The organism is Dactylosporangium salmoneum, assembly GCF_039532525.1.
Taxonomy (GTDB): domain Bacteria; phylum Actinomycetota; class Actinomycetes; order Mycobacteriales; family Micromonosporaceae; genus Dactylosporangium; species Dactylosporangium salmoneum.
This window is the reverse complement of sequence record NZ_BAAARV010000116.1, coordinates 1-17,209: the sequence shown is the minus strand read 5'-3', so window position 1 is coordinate 17,209 and position 17,209 is coordinate 1. Positions and strand designations below refer to the sequence as shown.

The following is a 17,209-nucleotide window of genomic DNA, read 5'->3' as shown; positions in this document are numbered from 1 at the left end:
CCGTCGGCCACCTCGACCCAACCTGGCCGGGTTGAGGTCGTAGATCAAATTCTATAAGTAGCCGAGAAGAGCGCACTCGATCAAGGAATCCGACGGTCGAGGCGGCGCAAGCCGAAAGCTCCACCATGTTCGATGTTCGCAGCGGCGAAGCCTGCGCTCATTGGCGCGGCGTGGTCGTGTTCGCGGGTGGGGCGGTCGCAAGGACTTCATCAGCGATGGTCGTGATGACGGACGGGTGGCGGTACGGCAGCAGGTCGACGTACGCCGACCATGGCCCTGTGCACAGGGCCTCACCGACGAGGTGCGGGGTCCGGTCCGGTGGTGCCGCGTTGGCAAGGGCGACCAGCACCCGCGCTGACCGGCCGGGGTCGGGGATCGCGCGTCTGATCGCCTCGGCGTGGTCAGGTCTTCCGGTCGCGATCGCGAAGCGGGCGACGTCCGCGAGCGCGTTGGAGCGGGCGTGGTCGTTGGTGATGCCGTGGGCGAAGGCTTCCGCCAGCGCGGCCGACGTGTGCATCCGGTCGTCCGCGCCGCACCGCTGGTAGATCTCGGCTGCCATCAGGTGCGCTTGAGCCGGCCAGTAGGGTTCCTGCGTTGCGACGGCCAGGTCGGTGATGTCACTGGCGAGGGTTTCCGCGCGGTGTGTGTCACCGGTTTCGACGGCGGCGAGCGCGATTCCCGAGAGCGCCTCGCACCGCCACCGGTCGTGCTCGAAGGTGGTGAGCAGCCGCGTGGCGCGGTCGAGGTCGCCGACGGCCGAGAACGCCCTGACCACCGCGGCGCGCTCGTCGTCGATCACCGATGCGTCGAGCTCGATCTGGTCGAGGAGCGTTCGGGCCCGTGCGGTGTCGCCGGCGGACACGTAGGCGACGGCGATGACGGCCAGGGATTCGGCGTCGGTACCGGCCTGCTGTTCGGCATCGCGCAGCAGGTTTCCGGCACGCTGTGGGTTGCCGGCGGCGATGGACGAGAGGGCCTGCGTCTGCCAGTACGGGCGGAGCTGGGCGCGGGCGACCGCCTCCGCGCGCGCCGGGTCGCCGTTCGCCGCCGCCGCTTGTGTGGCTTTGGCGACGGCCAGCTCGCGCCTGCTCTTGATCACGATCAGCGCGGCGACGCTCAGTGACCGGTCGAGGTCGCCGGTGGCGGCGACGGCCTCGGTCAGGGCGACGAGCATCACCTCCCGGTCGGTCGACGGGACGACGTTGTCGTCGGTCCACGCGGCACGTTCGGCCTCGTGCATGAGCTCGGTCGCGTGTCCGGTGTCGCCGGCCTTCGCGACGGCCTGTGCGACAAGGGCGATTGCCTCCGCCCGGTCGCGGGCGCGGGGCAGGGTGCGGATCAGCGCGGCACCGCGGCCGGCGTGTCCGGCCCGTGCCAGGGCGATTCCGACGTTCTTGGTCGCGGCGTCCTTGGCCGCGGTGTCCTTGGCCAGGCCGAGGGTGGTTACCGCCTCGTCGAGCAGCGCGGTGGCGGTTTCCAGGTCACCCACGCCGATCAGCTCGTGGGCAATGTTCGCGAGGGCCTGAGCGCGCTCGCCGGCAATGGTGATCGACCGGGCGATGTCCCCGGCCCGCAGCGGATCCCCACCGGCGGCGGCCGCCCCCGCGACTTCGGCCAGGGCCATCGCCCTGAAGTGCCCGTCGTCGATGAGCGCGGCGAGGGCTGCCGCCCGGTCCGTTTCGCCGGACCGTGCGGCGGCACGGGCGACGTAGTAGAGGGCCGCCTGCGCGTCCCAGTCGTCGGGCGGCTCGATGCCGCGCGCAATCGCCTCGGCCTCGTCGAGGTCGCCCGCGGTCGCCAGCGCGAACGCGATCGATGCCAAGGCACCCGTGCGGGAATCCGTCTCGGGGATGGCGTCGGTGACGGTCACGGCTCGGCGGATCATCCGCCGGGCCCGGTCCAGGCAGCCTGCGTCCGCCGAGACCCGGGCCGCATGCGTGAGACTGGAGACCTGGGAGGTCGGCCACTGTTCCAGCGTGGACAATCGCTCCGCTTCTGCGAACAGTGCATCGACCTCCGCCGGGTCGACGAGGCCGACAGCGGCGGCGGCGACGCCGAGCATGGCGTAACGGCGGCGGTCGCGGTCGGTCATCGCCCGTGCCCCAGTGACCGCTTCGGTGATCATGGTTTTCGCGCGGTCCGGCCGACCGGTTTCCGCCATGACCCCGGCCAGCTTCGCCAGGTCGGCCGGTGCCGGCTCGGCCCGTCGGCCCGACCGGATAGTCGCCTCGGCGCGATCTACGTCACCGAGCCGAAGCCACATCGCCGGTATGCTGGCCGGCAGGTACGGGCGGCTCGCGAGCAACGCTTCTCGGTGGACCGCGACCCTGGCGAGCGGGCCGAGGTCGACGGGGTCCCGGCCGAGCAGCAGCTGTTGCGTGGCGGTCATCTCCGCCAGCGCGGCACCGATGCCGCCGGTGTGCTCGCGCAGACGCAGGTGACGGCCGCTGTCGGTGGCACAGGCGACCATCCGCTCCAGGTCGTTCCCGCCGCGAAGCAATTCGAAGTAGCGCTGCAGCAGATCCTCCGGCGTGCCGGCGGGCCAACCACGGTCGCGGTAGCCGTCGGCACGAGCGTGCATGTCAGTCAGGTCCCGGCGCATGGCTGACTGTAGACGCCGGCAAACACTCGCCATCGGTACAGGTCGCCGGGCAGGTACCGGGTCGGGTGCGACACGACGTATACCACCAGACGTCGCGCCAGCTGGTCGGGCGGAATCGGCGTACGAAGGACGCAACCCGGCTCACAGCCAGTGGCGTCTCCGCGGAGGCGGTGACGGCGGCCCGGCATCATGCCGCGTAGCACGCGCCGGATGGCCGCACCCTCTGCAGCGACAACTCGGCCTGATCATCCGCAAGCAGCAGCCCGTCCACCCAGTCGCGCACCGTGTCATCAAGGTTAACGGTGGCGCCGGCGCATCTCACGCCAGCCCGAATCCGGCTGTAGCCGCGCGCACATCTTGACGCGCTGGACCGAGCAGTGCTCGTCACGGGCCGTCAGCGGCGCACCGTGGCCGGGGCTTGCTGTCCTGTCGATGTGCGCGCACGTCGCCATTGCGTCAACGGCGTCGCCCGACCAGCCAGCCAGCCGCCCCGGCGACGAGGCGGCCGAAGTAGAACACGGGGATTGGCCGGAGATCCGCTCATCACCGCGAAGAGGGTTCAGTCATCAGCGGCCACCACCACGGTCAGCGTCTCGGCGGCGTGGTCGAGGAGAGCCAGTTCGTGGAACTCTGTATGTACGCCGCCCCAATCGTGGAAGGCGTCCGGACCGAGGTCGCGGAGCCGGTACATCCGGTCGGCGGCGCGCAGCGGCTTGTACAGCTCGCGGTCCAGGGCGGTGTGCAGGGGCTCGGTCAGCGTGACGTTCCGTTCGGCCCACGCGCGCAGCAGGGGTTCATCGACGCTGGCGTTGGTCAGGTCGAAGGCTTCGGGTGTGATCCGGTCACGCCAGTACGGGCCGTGCCGTTCCGGGTTGTCACCGGGCGCACCGCCGGCATGGTCGTCGCCGTACAACTCGTGGCTGATCAACATTGCCAGGACTGTGGTGTCGTCGACCGCGGGCCTCGGCAGCTGGAACCGTTGGATGTCAACCCACTGAAAGCTGTTGTTCTTGAAGTTGATGAAGACGTGTCCGAGATGAACCAGGCGCACGTCTTTCCCTTCTGCGGCGATGGGGGGTGGGGGACCTCAGCGATGCGAACAGCCGGCGTAGCGACCGCGCAAGAACACCCGATACATGACCGTACAACGTCCGCATCTGCTTGATATGCAGGTAATTCTCCTTCACCTTCGGCCGGTTTGTGCCGATAGGTGAAGGAGAATTACCTGCATAATGCCGATGTGCGTGCGTTCGATCAAAGTCAGCGGTGACGACTTCTATCCTGCGGAGATGCACCCGCGCCTGATTAACCAGGTCCAGCTGCCCAGCATGCGGCGCGTCGCGCCGGCCGCGGGCCTGGGCTGGGTGGTCACCGAGCCCGCCACCATGACCGTCAGCCTGTTCGACCACGACCTGCGGCCAATGGCGCGGACCGCGGTTCCGCTCGACAATCCGCAGGTGGAGGCCAGCGCCACGCACGGATTCCTCGCGGTCGGCGACCGGCACGAGATCGCAGTCCTGGACCACGCCGGGACTCTTCGCTGGCGAAGCACCTGGGACCGAGTCGCTGGCAGGGCTCCGGATCGTAAGGTCAGCTTTCACCTGGACGGCAATGACATCCTCTGGATCCGCTTGGCCGACACCCGGGAACTCATGGCCGTGTACGCCCCGACCGGCGACGAGATCCATCGTGTGCCAGTGCCCGGGCCGGAGGCGGCCTGGTTCCTGCACCGCCCCACGGACGCCTGGACCGGCCTGGCCCTGCTGCAGCCGGATCCTTCACCCGGCGCTTTGATCAGCCTGACCGATGGGCGCATCGCTGTGCGAGCACTCTCCGGCCTCGACCTTGCCGGTTTTAACCCGGCCGGGGACCGCTACCTCACCATGACCCTTGACGGCTTCCTGTCCGTCCGTGACATCGACACCGAGGCAATTCTCGCGAACCGCCACATCGACGATATGGTGGACATACCGCCGGACGTCGCTGGCTGGCGCCTCACGGACTGGGCTGTGTTCGTCACCGACGAGCTGATACTGATCTCCGTCGTCAGCACCGACCTGCCCGACGACGCTGAGGAGCACCTGCTGCTTTCGGCGCGGAGCCTCAGATGCCGTTCCCGGCTCCGTTACCCGGGGCAGCACGCTCCCGGCTCGATCTACGGCGCCGAGCGACAAGGCCGATGGCTCACTCGCCATCACCACGACAACGTGCTTCGGCTATGGCACCTCGCCAACCCCCTCGACGACGAGCCGTTGCCGGGACAGATCGCCCTCCTCTGACAGTCCACGTGGGTGCGGACCAGGACGCGAACACAGGTCGACCACAACCACGTGCACCCCCTTGCCGATCGAGTGCGGTGGCCTATCGGGGCGCCTTGATCACGTGCACGGACATGCCGCTGCGGGAGTGCTGGCGTTCATCAGGGCTGGTGACGCACCGTAGTACATGGCTGCGTTTCCTGCCCCCAGCGCCCATCTCGAGCCTTCGGGTGAGCTTGTCTTGCGGGCCGCGGTAGCGGCCTACCTCGGTCGCTACCGCGGCCTGACCCGGCAGCACAGCGAGTCCGACCTGCGGGTCTTCCTACGCTGGTGCGCCGACGACGACCTGGATCCGCTCGCTGCGGTCTGGATCGACATCGAACGGTATGTGCGCTGGCTGCAGGACGTGCGCTGCTACCAGCCGTCTACCGTGTCACGCCGCCTGTCGATCGTCACCGGCTTCTACCGGACCTGCGTCATCGACAGCATCCTGCCGCACTCACCCGCCGACTACGTCCGCCGACCCACTGTCCCCGCGGAGTCGCCAACGCTCGGGCTCGGACATCTGCAGTTCGAGGCCCTGATCACCACCGCCCGGCTGTCGGCGAATCCGAACGACTTCGCGCTCATCGCACTGCTCGGCCTGCTCGGGCTACGGATCTTCGAAGCCTGCGGCTCCAACATCACCGACCTCGGCGAAGAACACGGCCACCGCGTCCTACGGGTCCGCGGCAAGGGCGGCAAGGCCGTGCTCGTCCCGCTGCCGCCAGCGGTGGCCCGGGCAATCGAGCGCGCCGTCGCTGACCGCACCGACGGGCCGATCCTGCGCAACACGCTCGGCGGCCGCATGGACCGCCACGCCGCATCCCGCCGACTCCGACACCTCGCCGCGGCCGCCGGCGTCCGGATGCCACGAATGCACCCGCACATGCTCCGCCACACGTTCGTCACGACCATGCTCGACGCCGGCGTCAGCCTCCGCGACGTCCAGATCGCCGCCCGCCACGCAGACCCGCGTACAACGATGCGCTACGACCGAGCTCGCAACAACCTCGACCGGCACCCCAACTACATCCTCGCCGCCTACATGGCCTCCGGAACCTGACCTTGCAGCACGACCATGGGTTGCGCAGCATAAATATGATCGGCATCAACGGGTTGGCGACAAAGCTCACGCGCAGAGCGGCGGTTCGCTGGCGCGAATCAGAAGTAGCCAGGGCGCCAAGGTAGGCGCTCAAGTTCGTCGAACCGGCCATCAGCACACAGCGCCAGCAACTTCGACAAGCGTTCCCGCGGCACTTCACGCAGGTGGCGTGTGGGGCGGCCGGGGGAACTGTTGTCTTCATCGTCGTCGTCGACGTTCTCCCAGACCAGCAGACCGCTCGGAAAGGCGGACATCGTCCATCCGCTCTCGTGGGACACCGCGATGTCGGGATGCTCGTCATCTTCGTAGGCATCCAACTCAGCCACCAACGTCGGCAGCAGGTGCGCGGCGTAGTCGTCCATGCTGCCGTCCCGGTGGGTCACCCGTTGCGGACACGTACCCTCCGAACCGATCATTCGCGTGCGAGCAACCGCAGTCTGACATGGCCACCCGGTCACGCAGCGCCGCGCTCCACCAGAGGAAGATCACGTGCGCACTCATGCCGCTGATACGGCGCTCTGACTGCACCTGACGCGGTTACGCGTTCGTTGGCGGGGTAGAGCCTGGACCGGGGTCCCTGCGTTGGTCCGGGCCGGTGTCGTAGGGTCGGTCGTGCGCATACCCGGATATCTGGACGGAATCCATCCGCCGATGACGACGTCACCATTGGTCGACGCCGGCGCCTGGATGCAGGACGAGCCGTTCTGGCCGGCCTTCCTGTTCCACGTCGGCATGGCGCGCTCGGCCCCTACCGCGTTCGACGTCGACCTGGCCGACCTCGACGCGTATCTGGACCGGTTCGACGATCCTCACCGCTGGCCAGTGTTCGCGGCGCCGGTAGGCGGTGGGACCCTGCATCTGATCGTGCGGAACCTACCCGGCGACATCGGGATCGACTGGGTAGTCGATGACGCGGTGCACTCAACCGGTTGGGCAGGCGTCTACCAAACCGACCTCGATCTTCCGTGGTCGCTCCTGCCGTCCGAACCCGCGCACCTGCTGATCGCGTTACCAGCCGTCGGTGACGGCACCACGCCCAGCGACATACCCGGCCGGGTCGCAGCGGCGCTGCACGCCGTCGGCGCCAGCAACTCGGTCGAGGAACTCGCCGACGACCTGCTCGAGCACCGCGCCTGCATGATCCTGCAGTGACCTACGCGAAGCATCACCGTTGTTCGCCGAACCTGCATTGGCTGCGCGCTCATGCCGCGAAGCGCCCGTCACATGAGGCGCCTCGATGACCGTTGCTGCAGTCCGTGTTGCCGTGCTTACCCCGTTGGGATTCAGTCGCCGGAGGCGCCCCAGAAGTAGATCTCGGTCGGCGCACCGGTCGCGTCGTGCAGCACGGCGCAGCGGCCGAAGCCGACGTGGTACCGCATGTTGTCCAGAGCGTTCACATGCTCCCGGGCGAGCTTGTCGGTGCCGACGAGTTCGACGGCCTCGGCCGGGGTCACCGGTGCGATCGTGCCGAACTCGGGCTGGCCGAGACGGGCGATGGCCTCGCGGCCGCCGCCGGACCGGAAGATCTCCTCCAGGTCCCCCGCCCATCCGTACTTCGGCGGCTCCCCGATCGGCAGGACCCGGTTCATGTCGAGGATCGAGTGCGTGCCCGACTGCTGCACGTGCTGGTCGGCGAACAGTTCGGCCAGCGTTCGCGGCCGGTTTGGGCAGTTGCTCGCATTCTTATCCTCGACCGCCCACCAGTACTCACCGTCAGCGAGGACCCGCGCTTGCAGGGCCTCGAACGCCCGTTGCAGGTCGGGCTGGTAATCGGTGTAGTAGCCCCATCCGGATGCCCCCATCATCAGTACTTTATGCCGTCAGTTTGTTGCCCAGACGGCGGTGCTGATGATCATCTAAGAGACTCCTGTGCGGCGGTCTTGGAATCCGCACATGCCGCAAACCCGAGTGCTACACACCGTCCTCGTCCTCGTCGTCGGTGGAAAACAGCAGCATGTCCGCGACGAAGCAGGTCACGGCACCGGTGGTGTCGTAGCCGATCCAGGTGGGATAGGCGCCGTCGCCCCAGCCGCTGGACCAGGCGACCATGTCTCCCGAACCGATCGTGCGGTAGTGCGGCTCGACCAGGCCGCCGAGAGTGCGCCAGACGTCCTTCATCCGGTCGATGGAGTCCGAGTCGACGAAGCAGGCCATGCCGGCGTCCACGCCGAAGCCGAAGAACTCCCGGTAGCCGAGGTCGACTGGTTCCTGGCCGTCGCACAGCGCGAGCGCCCATCGCACGGCCGGTCGGTCGCCGACATCGAGGCGGGCGGCGGTGACCCGGCTGTGGCGAGTGTCGTCGACGAACGTCGCGAGGCTGATCGCGACCGGATGCGACCCGGGCGGCACGGTGACGCTGAACGGCTTGGCGCCGAGGTCCAACGAGGAGGGATCAGCGGCGATCAGACGGCCGGAGGGCAGGTGCAGGTGCCCGGCGGTGTGGACCGACAGGCGAAGCTTCCGGTCGTTGCACTCGACCTGTGCACCGGGGGTGAACAGGACCTCGATGCCGTCCGGCTGCAACGGCCGGGGCGGACGCCATGGCGGGCGAGTTGCGGTACGTACCGGCAGCGGATGCCGGACCGCGTCGACGATCTCAACGGGCGCGTCCTCGGCGAGACCCGGCAGGTCCTGCCATCGGCCGAAGTCTGGAATCGGCAGCCGAGGCGGTGGCTGTACCGAGCGGGACTCATGCCGTGCACCCAGGTCGCCGCGCGGCTCGATGACGTCGGTGCGCTCGCCGGAGAGGCGGTACGTGGTGGATGTCCGGGCCGCGACATGCGGATACTCATATTCGCCCACATCGGGCGGGCCGTCCCAGGTGGCGGCCCGGCGCAGAAACAGTTCGCCGTCGGCCGTGCCACGCAGCACGTGCCTCGACACCTGCCGGCCAGCCGTGTCGAAGCGCTACACGCAGCAGTATCCGTCGGCCCAGGAGAGATCCAGCACCGCATGCCGCCGACCGTCAAGCAAGAGCACGACGGTGTACGGCTCGCCGGCCGCGTCACGTGCCTGCGCAACGGTTGCGGTCAGCGGGTTGACCACACCGCCGTCCCACCCGTCGCAATACACCGCCTCAAACCTCGGCACCACGGCGATGACCATACATGTGTTTGCCATCTGTCAGGGCCAACCGAGATCGGCTGCGCACATCTGCCGCTCTCCGCTTACCACTCTGCTGACGGCTGGTGGGGTGTCGTCGAGTTCTGGGTGTTGAACGGATCTAGGCTCATCAGGTGGATGTGGACGACTTCTGGACCTTCATCGAGCTATCTCGACAGGCAGGGCCGACCCAACACGAGCGCGAGACCTTCCTGGGCGAACGTCTCGGTCGGATCTCCCGCTCACACCTGCTCGACTTCGTCCAGCACCTGTCCGCGACCCGCGAGCCGGCCAACACCTATCGACTCTGGCGAGCCGCGGACATCATCATGACCGGGCCCTGCAGTATGGACTCCTTCCACTACTTCCAGATGTGGCTCGTTGGCCTGGGCCGGCACGCCTACGAGGCGGCGATCGACGATCCCGACAGCCTGGCCGATGTGCCGGAAGTAGTGCGGCTGGCGTCCCTTCCGCAGCCATGGCGTGACGAGGACTACCCAGACTGGGAGTCGTTGGAGTATGTGGCGTGCATGGTCGGCGACCAACGGCCCGACATCGACGGTGACATCCGCGATGTGGTCACCGAGGAGCGCCACGTCCGGCTACGCATGGACCCCAACCCGGACGACAGCCGATGGGCTCGCCTGTCCACCACGGAAATCGCCCGTCGGTACCCCAGGCTGTGGACGCTGTTCGGCGAGGCATGGACCGAATAAGCCGAACGCCGGCGACCGGTCTGCCGCGGGCAGTTGGCCGAGCAGATGCGGGAACACGACGCGGGACAAGCTGCGCCGCGGGACCGACGACCGCCGGGCCCAAAGCTTGACGTAGCTCGAGGATGAGCAGTGCGACGGCGCCAACCTAGTACTCGCGATCTCAACTTCCGCTCATGCCGCTGTTGTCGCGCACAGGTCGAGCTGGCAGTAACCATCACACGAAGGGCTGGTACCGCAGCGCCTCGTCGATGACTTCATCGGCGGTCAGCTCGGGTATGCGCCAGAACAGAAGATCACTGACCCGCGGGTACAGCAGCAGCTTTTCCAACTGATCCAGCAATTCGCCGCTGGCAGCGTCCGGCAGCGCGGTGTCTTTCAGACTCCGTATGAGTTCGAGCGCTCGATGACGTTGGGTGTCGTCGAGCGTTCGAGTCAAGGCCGCCGGGTCGTTGGTCACCCCGGGCACAGTAGCGCGCGCAGCCTGATCGTCGCTGCGGCTACCCGCGGGCACCCGGATTTGCCGCTGTCCGGGCGCGCATGATGGGTCGTCGCTCGTTACGGTCGGTGAGTCGGTCCGGCGGCGCGTGCGTCGCCGTCAGTCATGGCCGGCGACCAGCGATCCGCGACGCTCGGCGTCCCGAGCTCCTTGATCTGCGGATAGTCAAAGCGCTGCGATCTGCCCATTGGATGTGAGTCGGCTGCGGTGAGCGCCCGTGTCTGGCGTCTGCGTCGTCGGCGGTGTGGGTCCGTTGGTTGCTCCGTGGTTGCTCGGATGTTCGCTACCTGGTACGGACGGAGCCGTTCGGCTCGGGAACTTCCGCGTCCCGCCCAAAGTGTGCATCGGCGTTTGCGGGGGGTCTGAGCGCGCTGACCAGTACGGATGTTGCCGGACCAGACCGGACGCTCGCTTTTAATCCGTAGGTTCAGAGTTCGAGTCCCTGGCGGCCCACCACTTGACCTGCGGTTTCCTCCCGCCTATCGGTCCGATGTGGACCGTGGCTGCTTGCTGGCGGCTCGTTGCCGCTTGCGTCGTTTCGGCCGCCTACCACCGTCTACAGCGGGTTTGACCTGCGGTTTCGGGCTGGGTCCGGCCGCAACGGTGGTGGACTTCTGCGGAGGTCGGGGCGGGTCGGTCGGCCGGTTGCGGCGGCGGATCTTGTCCCGCACCCCTCTGGCGGTGTTGAGGACGAGCCGCGCGGTGGCTTCGGCGGCTTTGTGCTGGGTGGCGGGGAGCACGCTGGTGTAGGTGTCGGCGGTGAGCACGATGCTGGCGTGGCCGATCTGGTCCTGGACGGTCTTGAGGTCGGCGCCGGCAGTGTGGGCGAGGCTGGCCGCGCCGTGCCGGAGGTCGTGGAGCCGGACCGGCGGTAGCCCGGCGGTGGTGATCAGGTATCGCAGCCGCTTGGTGAGGCTGTTGGGGTGGAACGGCTGCCCGTCCGCGCGGGTGAACACGTAACCCGCGGCCCGCCACGGCCGGCCCTCGGCCCGGCACAGCTGCCGCTGACGGTGTAGGTGAGCGCGCAGGATCGTCACGGTGCGCCGGTCCAGCGCGATCGTGCGGCGGCTGGCGGTGGATTTCGGCGGGCCTTCGATGACCTGGTAGCCGATCGTGGTGCGCTGGATGGTGATCGACAGTTGCCGGCGGTCGAGGTCGACGTCCTGCCAGCGCAGGCCGGCCGCTTCGCCACGGCGCAGCCCGCGCAGCGCGATGAGCCACCACAGTGGGAACAGCGGATCGTCGGCGACGGCGTCGAGCAACTCGGCGAGCTGGGCGGTGGTCCACACCGCCACCGCCGGCCGGGTGCCGTCGGCGCGCCACTGCTCGACTTGGCCCGGAGTCCAGACGACGGCGTGGGGTCGACGGGCGGTGGGCATCTCGACCCGGCGGGCCGGGTTGTCCACGACCATGCCTTCCCGGATCGCGGCGTTGTAGGCGGCGCGCAGCGTGGCGCGGACCCGCTGCAGGGTGGCAGCGGATCTGGGCTGGCCGGTCGGAGTTGGGGTAGCGCCGAGCTCGGCAAACATGGCGGTGAGGTGCCGGCTGGTCACCTCCGCTAGGCGCAGGCCACCGATGGCCGGGATGAGGTGGGTCTCGACGTGCTGGGTGTAGGCGCGCAGCGTGGTCGGGCGGATCGAGGCACGGGTGGTCAGCCAGTACCGTAGCCAGCGGGCCACGGTCCAGGTCCGCCCGGCGAACTGCTCCTGCGACTCGGTGAGGGTCTGTTTCTGCGCCGTCTGCGCGGCTGCCTGGGAGGTGAACCCGCCGCGGCGCACCTGGACCGCCCGGCCGGACAGGTCCCGTACGTAGCAGCGGTAGTGCCAGCTGCCGTGCCCCCGCTCAGCTAATCGGCCACACCGCACGCCCAGACGGCGGCCGGTCGCCGCTTCGCGGCAGCCGCACTGCTTGAACACGCCCGCAGCAGCCATCGCAACCTCCTGAGCATTCCGATATCCCTGCTGCTCAGCGTCGGCGCGCTGCGAACTCGGCACGTCACCCGAGCGGGTGACACAGCAGCAGACATCGCCCGCCATGAGAGCGGTCGAGGGCAATCGCTGCCTTGCGTCGGCGCGCAACGCGTCATGAACGTCTGCGCCCCTTTCCACGCGCAGCGGGCACACCGTCTGGCCGGAGGCCATGTAGGCGGCGAGGATGTAGTTGGGGTGGCGGTCGAGGTTGTTGCGGGCCCGGTCGTAGCGCATCGTCGTGCGGGGGTCGGCATGGCGGGCGGCGATCTGGACGTCGCGGAGGCTGACACCGGCGTCGAGCATGGTCGTGACGAACGTGTGGCGGAGCATGTGCGGGTGCATGCGGGGCATTCGGACGCCGGCCGCTACGGTGAGGTGTCTGAGTCGACGGGAGGCGGCGTGGCGGTCCATGCGCCCGCCGAGCATGTTGCGCAGGATCGGCCCGTCGATCCGGCCGCCGACGGCGCGCTCGATGGCCCGGGCCACCGCGGGCGGGAGCGGGATCAGGACGACTTTGCCGCCTTTGCCGCGCAGGCGTAGGACGCGGTGGCCGTGTTCTTCGCCGAGGTCGGTGATGTTCGACCCGCACGCTTCGAAGATCCGCAGTCCGAGCAGGCCCAGCAGGGCGACCAGGGCGAAGTCGTTCGGATTGGGCGACAGCCGGGCGGTGGTGATCAGCGCTTCGAACTGCAAATGCCCGAGGTCGAGGGTCGGCGACTCGGCCGGGACGGTAGGCCGGCGGACGTAGTCGGCGGGTGACTGCGGCAGGATGCCGTCGATGACGCAGACCCGGTAGAACCCGGTCACGATCGACAGCCGGCGGGAGACCGTGGACGGCTGGTAGTGGCCGACGTCCTGCAGCCAACGCACGTACCGTTCGACGTCGGCCCGGACCGCAGTCAGCGGGTCGAGGTCCTGGTCGCTGCACCAGCGCAGGAAGACGCGCAGGTCCGACTCACAATGCTGCCGGGTCAGGCCGCGATAGCGGCCGAGGTAGGCGGCCACCGCCGCGCGCAGCACGAGCTCACCCGACGGCGCAACACCGGCGCCGGGGATAGGAAACACAGCCATACATCACCGTGCGTCAGCAGCAACGATGAACACCAGAGCTCCCGGCGCGGCAGACATCCCATGTTCTGTTTTGTCAAGTAGTGGGCTGGAGATGGCTCCAGGCGGTGTGTTCGTCGTAGTCGGTCTTGGTTTTGAGGCAGCCGTGGAGGATGCCGACGAGGCGGTTGCTGAGTTGGCGGAGGGCGGCTTGGTGGCCGGTGCCGCGTTGGCGGAGGGTGTCGTAGTAGGCGCGGGCGCCGGGTGAGCCGCGCATGGCGCAGAAGGCCCATTGGTGCACGGCGTCGGCGATGCGTCGGTTGCGGGCGTAGCGGGCGAGTACGACGCGGCGGGTGCCGGAGGCGCGGGTGATCGGTGAGGTGCCGGCGTAGTTGCGGCGGGCTTTGGCGTCGGTGTAGCGGTGGGGGTCGTCGCCGAATTCGCCGAGGATCCGGGCGCTCAGGACCGGGCCAAGGCCGGGCAGGCTCAGGTAGCGTTCAGCGTCCCGGTGCCGGCCAAAATGGTCGGCCACCACCTGCCCGAGTTCTGCGATCTCGATGTTGAGGATGTTGATGAGCTGGACCTGGCTGGACACGATCGCGGCGTAGGCGTGCTGCACCGGGGCCGGTTGGCGCAGCTGGTCCTGGCGCAGTGTTTGCAGGATCGTGTCGGCTCTGGCGTCGAGGTTGCGGCGTCCGGCCCGGCGTAGTGCTGCGATGATCGTCAGGCGTGGTAGGCGGGCGGCGCGGTCCGGGTCGGGTGCGCGGTCGAGCAGTTCGAGGGCCTCGCCGGCGGTCAGGTCGTCGAACGCGGCCAGAGCGGCGGGGAAGAACTCCCGCAGCGCGGCGCGCAGGCGTAGGACCTGGCGGGTGCGGTCCCAGATCAGGTTCTGGTGGGCGCGGGCGAGGAGCTTGACCGCTTCGGCGGCTGGGCTGTCGCCGGCGATTTGGCGGTGATGGGCGTGGTCGAGGCGGACGATCTCGGCCAGCACGTGCGCGTCGCCAGCGTCGGACTTCGCGCCGGAGGTGGAATGTCGTTCCCGGTAGCGGGCCACGGACATCGGGTTGATCGCGTAGACGCGGTAGCCGGCCGCGACGAGTGCCTGGACCCAGGTGCCGTGGTCAGTCTCGATACCGATCCGTACTCGGCTGGCGGCCTCCGCGGGGTCAAGCTCCGCCCAGGACTCCGGCATCTTCTCGGCGATCAGCGCGTGCAACCGGGTGATGCCCTCCAGGCCTTCCGGTAGCCGGGCGCGGGCGATGCGGCGGCCGTCGTCGTCGAGCATTTCGACGTCGTGGTGGTCCTCGGCCCAGTCGTCCCCTATCCAGATCATCCTCGCCTCCACTGTGGACAGCTGATACGGCAGCGTGGAGGAGACGTCAGCGATCTAATAGTCAAGTGCTCACCGCGTTGTAAGCCGGGCCACGTCATCCCATCAGCTGTAGCATCTCCTCACGACCAGCGGGCGCACGGTCTGCCGCAAGACCTCAACAGGGTCCGATCCGAAGAGTGCTGACCCGCTAGCCGCTGTGGATGCCATCCTGCACCTGCAGGCTGACAAGAACCTATTAGATCCGTGTGTCGCCTGGGCTTGGCAACACCTGTGTCTGCGGGTCAGTCGCTGTGCTGGTCGGTGGTCGTACGATCTGTCTCCATGGCGTGCCGTGGGGTGCTCTTCGCGTTGACAGAGTCGCAGGACGAGGCTCTTGTCGCCACGCGCGATGACGTTGAGGTCCGTGCTTTCGTCGCCGATGTCGAGGGCGCGTGGGACGAGGACTGGTTGTGTGAGGTGGACAAGGCCTGGGATGCGATGCACCGCTGCCTCAGCGACGGCACGCTGCGGCTCGGCCGGTGTGGTGGCGGGCCGCTGGAGTTGGTGGTGCTCGGTGGAGGGCACCATTACGAGGGCGAGGAGTACGTCGTGGCGCACGTTCTCGCTGACCAAGTCCCCGCGGTCGCCGAGGCGCTGGACTCGGTTGACGAGGCGTGGCTGCGCGAGCGCTACGACGTGATCGACCCGGACGACTACCAAGGCGTCCTGGAGGACGAGGACTTCGAGTACACCTGGCATTACCTGCAAGAAGTGCGGGATTTCTACAAGAAAGCCGCAGCGGCCGGACGCTCAGTGATCTTCACTGTCGATCAGTAAGTTGGACCGGCTTGACGCACTCATCTCGGCAAGACAGGAAGGTCGGCGTCGGGCGCGTCGCTCGCTGTGACGACCACGGTGCCGGTGCCGCGCGAGACCAGCGGCTACTTCTTTAATTGGATCTACGACCCGTGCCTGGCCAGGCTGGGTCGAGGTAGCCGGTGGGATCGCTCTCTTTTGCGGCTGTCCACCTGAGTCTGGGGTGTGACTCTCATCTGGCATGTGCCCGCCGGCTACCGCCCGGGGAGTGGCTCGAGAGGGGTCTGTACGCCATGATCCCTTGACCTAGAGGGGAACCATGAGCGCGCACGTCTGCGAGCGACCTTAAGGTGGGGGCGTGGCTTTGACCGGTCGGCCCCAAACGGCCGAGCAGTGGCGGGTCTACCTCGCCGGGTACAGCGCAGACTTCCTCCGCGTCGCCGATGCCGACCGGCTTCACCAGCTAGGGAAGGAACGGCGGGCCTCTGGGTGGCTCGGATTCGCCGGTGCGGGCGAGGACGCGCTCGCCGCCGTCGAGGAGCGGCTCGGGGTGTCGCTCCCGCCGGGGTACCGCGCGTTCTTGGAAGCCTCGGACGGGTGGCTTGAGATGGGGCCCTTCGTATGGACGATGCGGACTACGGCCGACGTCGGATGGCTGCGGGACATCGAGCCCGGACTGTGCGATGCGGGTGACGAGGACGACGAGCTGATGGCCCGAACGCTGCTGGTGTCCGCCGATGCGGACGCGTGCTACTGGCTCCTCGATCCCGCGGACGTCAGCGATAGCGGGGAGTGGGCGGCGTACGTCTGGGCGTCGTGGTACCCGGGCCTCAGCGACCGCTTCGACTCGTTCGCCGATCTGGTCGCCGCCGAGCGGGAGTCGTTCGAGGAGCTCAACGCCCGCGAGGGACGGGCGGTCGAGCCCGCCGGGGCGGCTGAGCTGATCGCCGAGGGGCGGCGGATGGCACTGCGGGGCGATGCTGAGGGGGCGGTCGAGCGGTTCGAGGCGGCAGCCCGCAAGGGGTCGGGAGCGGGGCAGTACCTCGCCGTCGTCGTAGGGGCGTTCCTGCGGCCTGACGCGCACCACAGGATCCGCAACGACGTACTCGCGCATCCGCACGTGGTCGAAGCGGTCGGCGCCGGGCGAGTGCGCGCCGAGCTCGTACCGCTGTTCCTACAGCGCGAGTCCGGCGCGTGGGCCTGGCGGATGGTGACGCAGGCGCTCGGCGAGGCCAGCGACGCGCCGGTACCGCCAGAGCCGCCCGAGTTCGCCGCCGCACTCGAACAGGCCCGCGAGTTCGCGCGCCGAGGTGACACCGAGGCAGCCTGGTCGGTCGTGGCCGCGGCGGTGCCACGGTGGCACAGCGACGATCCACTGTGCATCGCGCCCTTGACGCTGCTCACCGATCCGGTGCTGAGTCCGCTCATCACCCCGCAGCGCGCCGCCTGGATCGCCACCACTCCGAGAGGCGACGATCACTGACTAATCCGGCAAATGTCGTGATCTCGGCAGCTAGGAGCCTGCCACGGTCCCGGGTCGCGGCGGCGACCCTCCCGATCATTGATTCACGGCTGCTCGACGAGCGCCGGAACCATCGGGGCGCCCAGCCGGCTGTAGCTGGGACCATGTCCGTGAGCTTCCAGAGACCGACCCTTGCAGCCATGATCACGTGCACGGACATCGGCTACTTATAGAATTTGATCTACGACCTCAACCCGGCCAGGTTGGGTCGAGGTGGCCGACGG

General features: G+C 68.4%; 15 protein-coding genes. 6 read left to right on the top strand and 9 right to left on the bottom strand.

The genetic code is table 11. The annotated features are described in order from the left end of the window. Positions 1–157 precede the first annotated feature (157 nt). Both ABD352_RS50635 and ABD352_RS50630 read right to left on the bottom strand, forming a co-directional pair. A complete protein-coding gene (locus ABD352_RS50635) occupies positions 158–2,581 on the bottom strand; it encodes a tetratricopeptide repeat protein (protein WP_344619845.1) in 2,424 nt (807 codons plus the stop codon). Between the two features lie 580 nt (positions 2,582–3,161). Further along, positions 3,162–3,653 carry a hypothetical protein gene (locus ABD352_RS50630; RefSeq protein WP_344619844.1) on the bottom strand — a complete coding sequence of 164 codons (492 nt, stop codon included), beginning with the start codon at positions 3,651–3,653 and terminating at the stop codon, positions 3,162–3,164. Positions 3,654–3,846: 193 nt separating this feature from the next. On the opposite strand from ABD352_RS50630, the gene ABD352_RS50625 reads away from it, so the two are divergent. Together ABD352_RS50625 and ABD352_RS50620 are read left to right on the top strand one after the other, a co-directional pair. After that, positions 3,847–4,881 (top strand): hypothetical protein, encoded by a 1,035-nt coding sequence (locus ABD352_RS50625; RefSeq protein ID WP_344619843.1) that lies wholly within the window; start codon positions 3,847–3,849, stop codon positions 4,879–4,881. Positions 4,882–5,101: 220 nt separating this feature from the next. Further along, a complete protein-coding gene (locus ABD352_RS50620; protein ID WP_344619842.1) occupies positions 5,102–5,965 on the top strand; it encodes a tyrosine-type recombinase/integrase in 864 nt (287 codons plus the stop codon). A 98-nt stretch (positions 5,966–6,063) separates the two neighbouring features. Here the strand turns inward: ABD352_RS50620 and ABD352_RS50615 are convergent, their stop codons facing one another. Then, entirely contained in the window at positions 6,064–6,366 is a 303-nt protein-coding gene (locus tag ABD352_RS50615) for a hypothetical protein (protein ID WP_344619841.1), read from the bottom strand. A 250-nt stretch (positions 6,367–6,616) separates the two neighbouring features. On the opposite strand from ABD352_RS50615, the gene ABD352_RS50610 reads away from it, so the two are divergent. Next, positions 6,617–7,156, top strand: coding sequence for a hypothetical protein (locus tag ABD352_RS50610; RefSeq protein ID WP_344619840.1), 540 nt, complete (start codon positions 6,617–6,619; stop codon positions 7,154–7,156). Positions 7,157–7,287: 131 nt separating this feature from the next. Here the strand turns inward: ABD352_RS50610 and ABD352_RS50605 are convergent, their stop codons facing one another. The 3 genes from ABD352_RS50605 to ABD352_RS50595 form a co-directional block, all read right to left on the bottom strand. Next, a complete protein-coding gene (locus tag ABD352_RS50605; protein ID WP_344619839.1) occupies positions 7,288–7,806 on the bottom strand; it encodes a hypothetical protein in 519 nt (172 codons plus the stop codon). Between the two features lie 109 nt (positions 7,807–7,915). Continuing rightward, the gene (locus ABD352_RS50600) at positions 7,916–8,875 is read right to left on the bottom strand and encodes a DUF4241 domain-containing protein (protein WP_344619838.1); all 960 of its coding nucleotides are present in this window, start codon (positions 8,873–8,875) and stop codon (positions 7,916–7,918) included. A 36-nt stretch (positions 8,876–8,911) separates the two neighbouring features. Then, on the bottom strand, positions 8,912–9,109 hold the full coding sequence (locus ABD352_RS50595; protein WP_344619837.1) for a hypothetical protein: 198 nt from the start codon (positions 9,107–9,109) through the stop codon (positions 8,912–8,914). Positions 9,110–9,240: 131 nt separating this feature from the next. Between ABD352_RS50595 and ABD352_RS50590 the strand changes: the two genes are divergently transcribed. Next, on the top strand, positions 9,241–9,822 hold the full coding sequence (locus ABD352_RS50590) for a DUF4240 domain-containing protein (protein ID WP_344619836.1): 582 nt from the start codon (positions 9,241–9,243) through the stop codon (positions 9,820–9,822). Positions 9,823–10,036: 214 nt separating this feature from the next. Here the strand turns inward: ABD352_RS50590 and ABD352_RS50585 are convergent, their stop codons facing one another. The 3 genes from ABD352_RS50585 to ABD352_RS50575 form a co-directional block, all read right to left on the bottom strand. Then, positions 10,037–10,279 carry an e9imm peptide gene (locus ABD352_RS50585; RefSeq protein WP_344619835.1) on the bottom strand — a complete coding sequence of 81 codons (243 nt, stop codon included), beginning with the start codon at positions 10,277–10,279 and terminating at the stop codon, positions 10,037–10,039. 518 nt (positions 10,280–10,797) lie between these two features. Next, the gene (locus ABD352_RS50580; protein ID WP_344619834.1) at positions 10,798–13,359 is read right to left on the bottom strand and encodes a tyrosine-type recombinase/integrase; all 2,562 of its coding nucleotides are present in this window, start codon (positions 13,357–13,359) and stop codon (positions 10,798–10,800) included. Between the two features lie 73 nt (positions 13,360–13,432). Beyond that, positions 13,433–14,668: an IS110 family RNA-guided transposase gene (locus tag ABD352_RS50575; protein WP_344619833.1), complete on the bottom strand. Its 1,236-nt coding sequence runs from the start codon at positions 14,666–14,668 to the stop codon at positions 13,433–13,435. A gap of 321 nt (positions 14,669–14,989) precedes the next feature. On the opposite strand from ABD352_RS50575, the gene ABD352_RS50570 reads away from it, so the two are divergent. Together ABD352_RS50570 and ABD352_RS50565 are read left to right on the top strand one after the other, a co-directional pair. After that, complete coding sequence (locus tag ABD352_RS50570) at positions 14,990–15,484, top strand: YfbM family protein (protein ID WP_344619832.1); 495 nt, start codon at positions 14,990–14,992, stop codon at positions 15,482–15,484. Positions 15,485–15,821: 337 nt separating this feature from the next. Beyond that, a complete protein-coding gene (locus ABD352_RS50565) occupies positions 15,822–16,946 on the top strand; it encodes an SMI1/KNR4 family protein (RefSeq protein ID WP_344619831.1) in 1,125 nt (374 codons plus the stop codon). Positions 16,947–17,209: the final 263 nt, after the last annotated feature.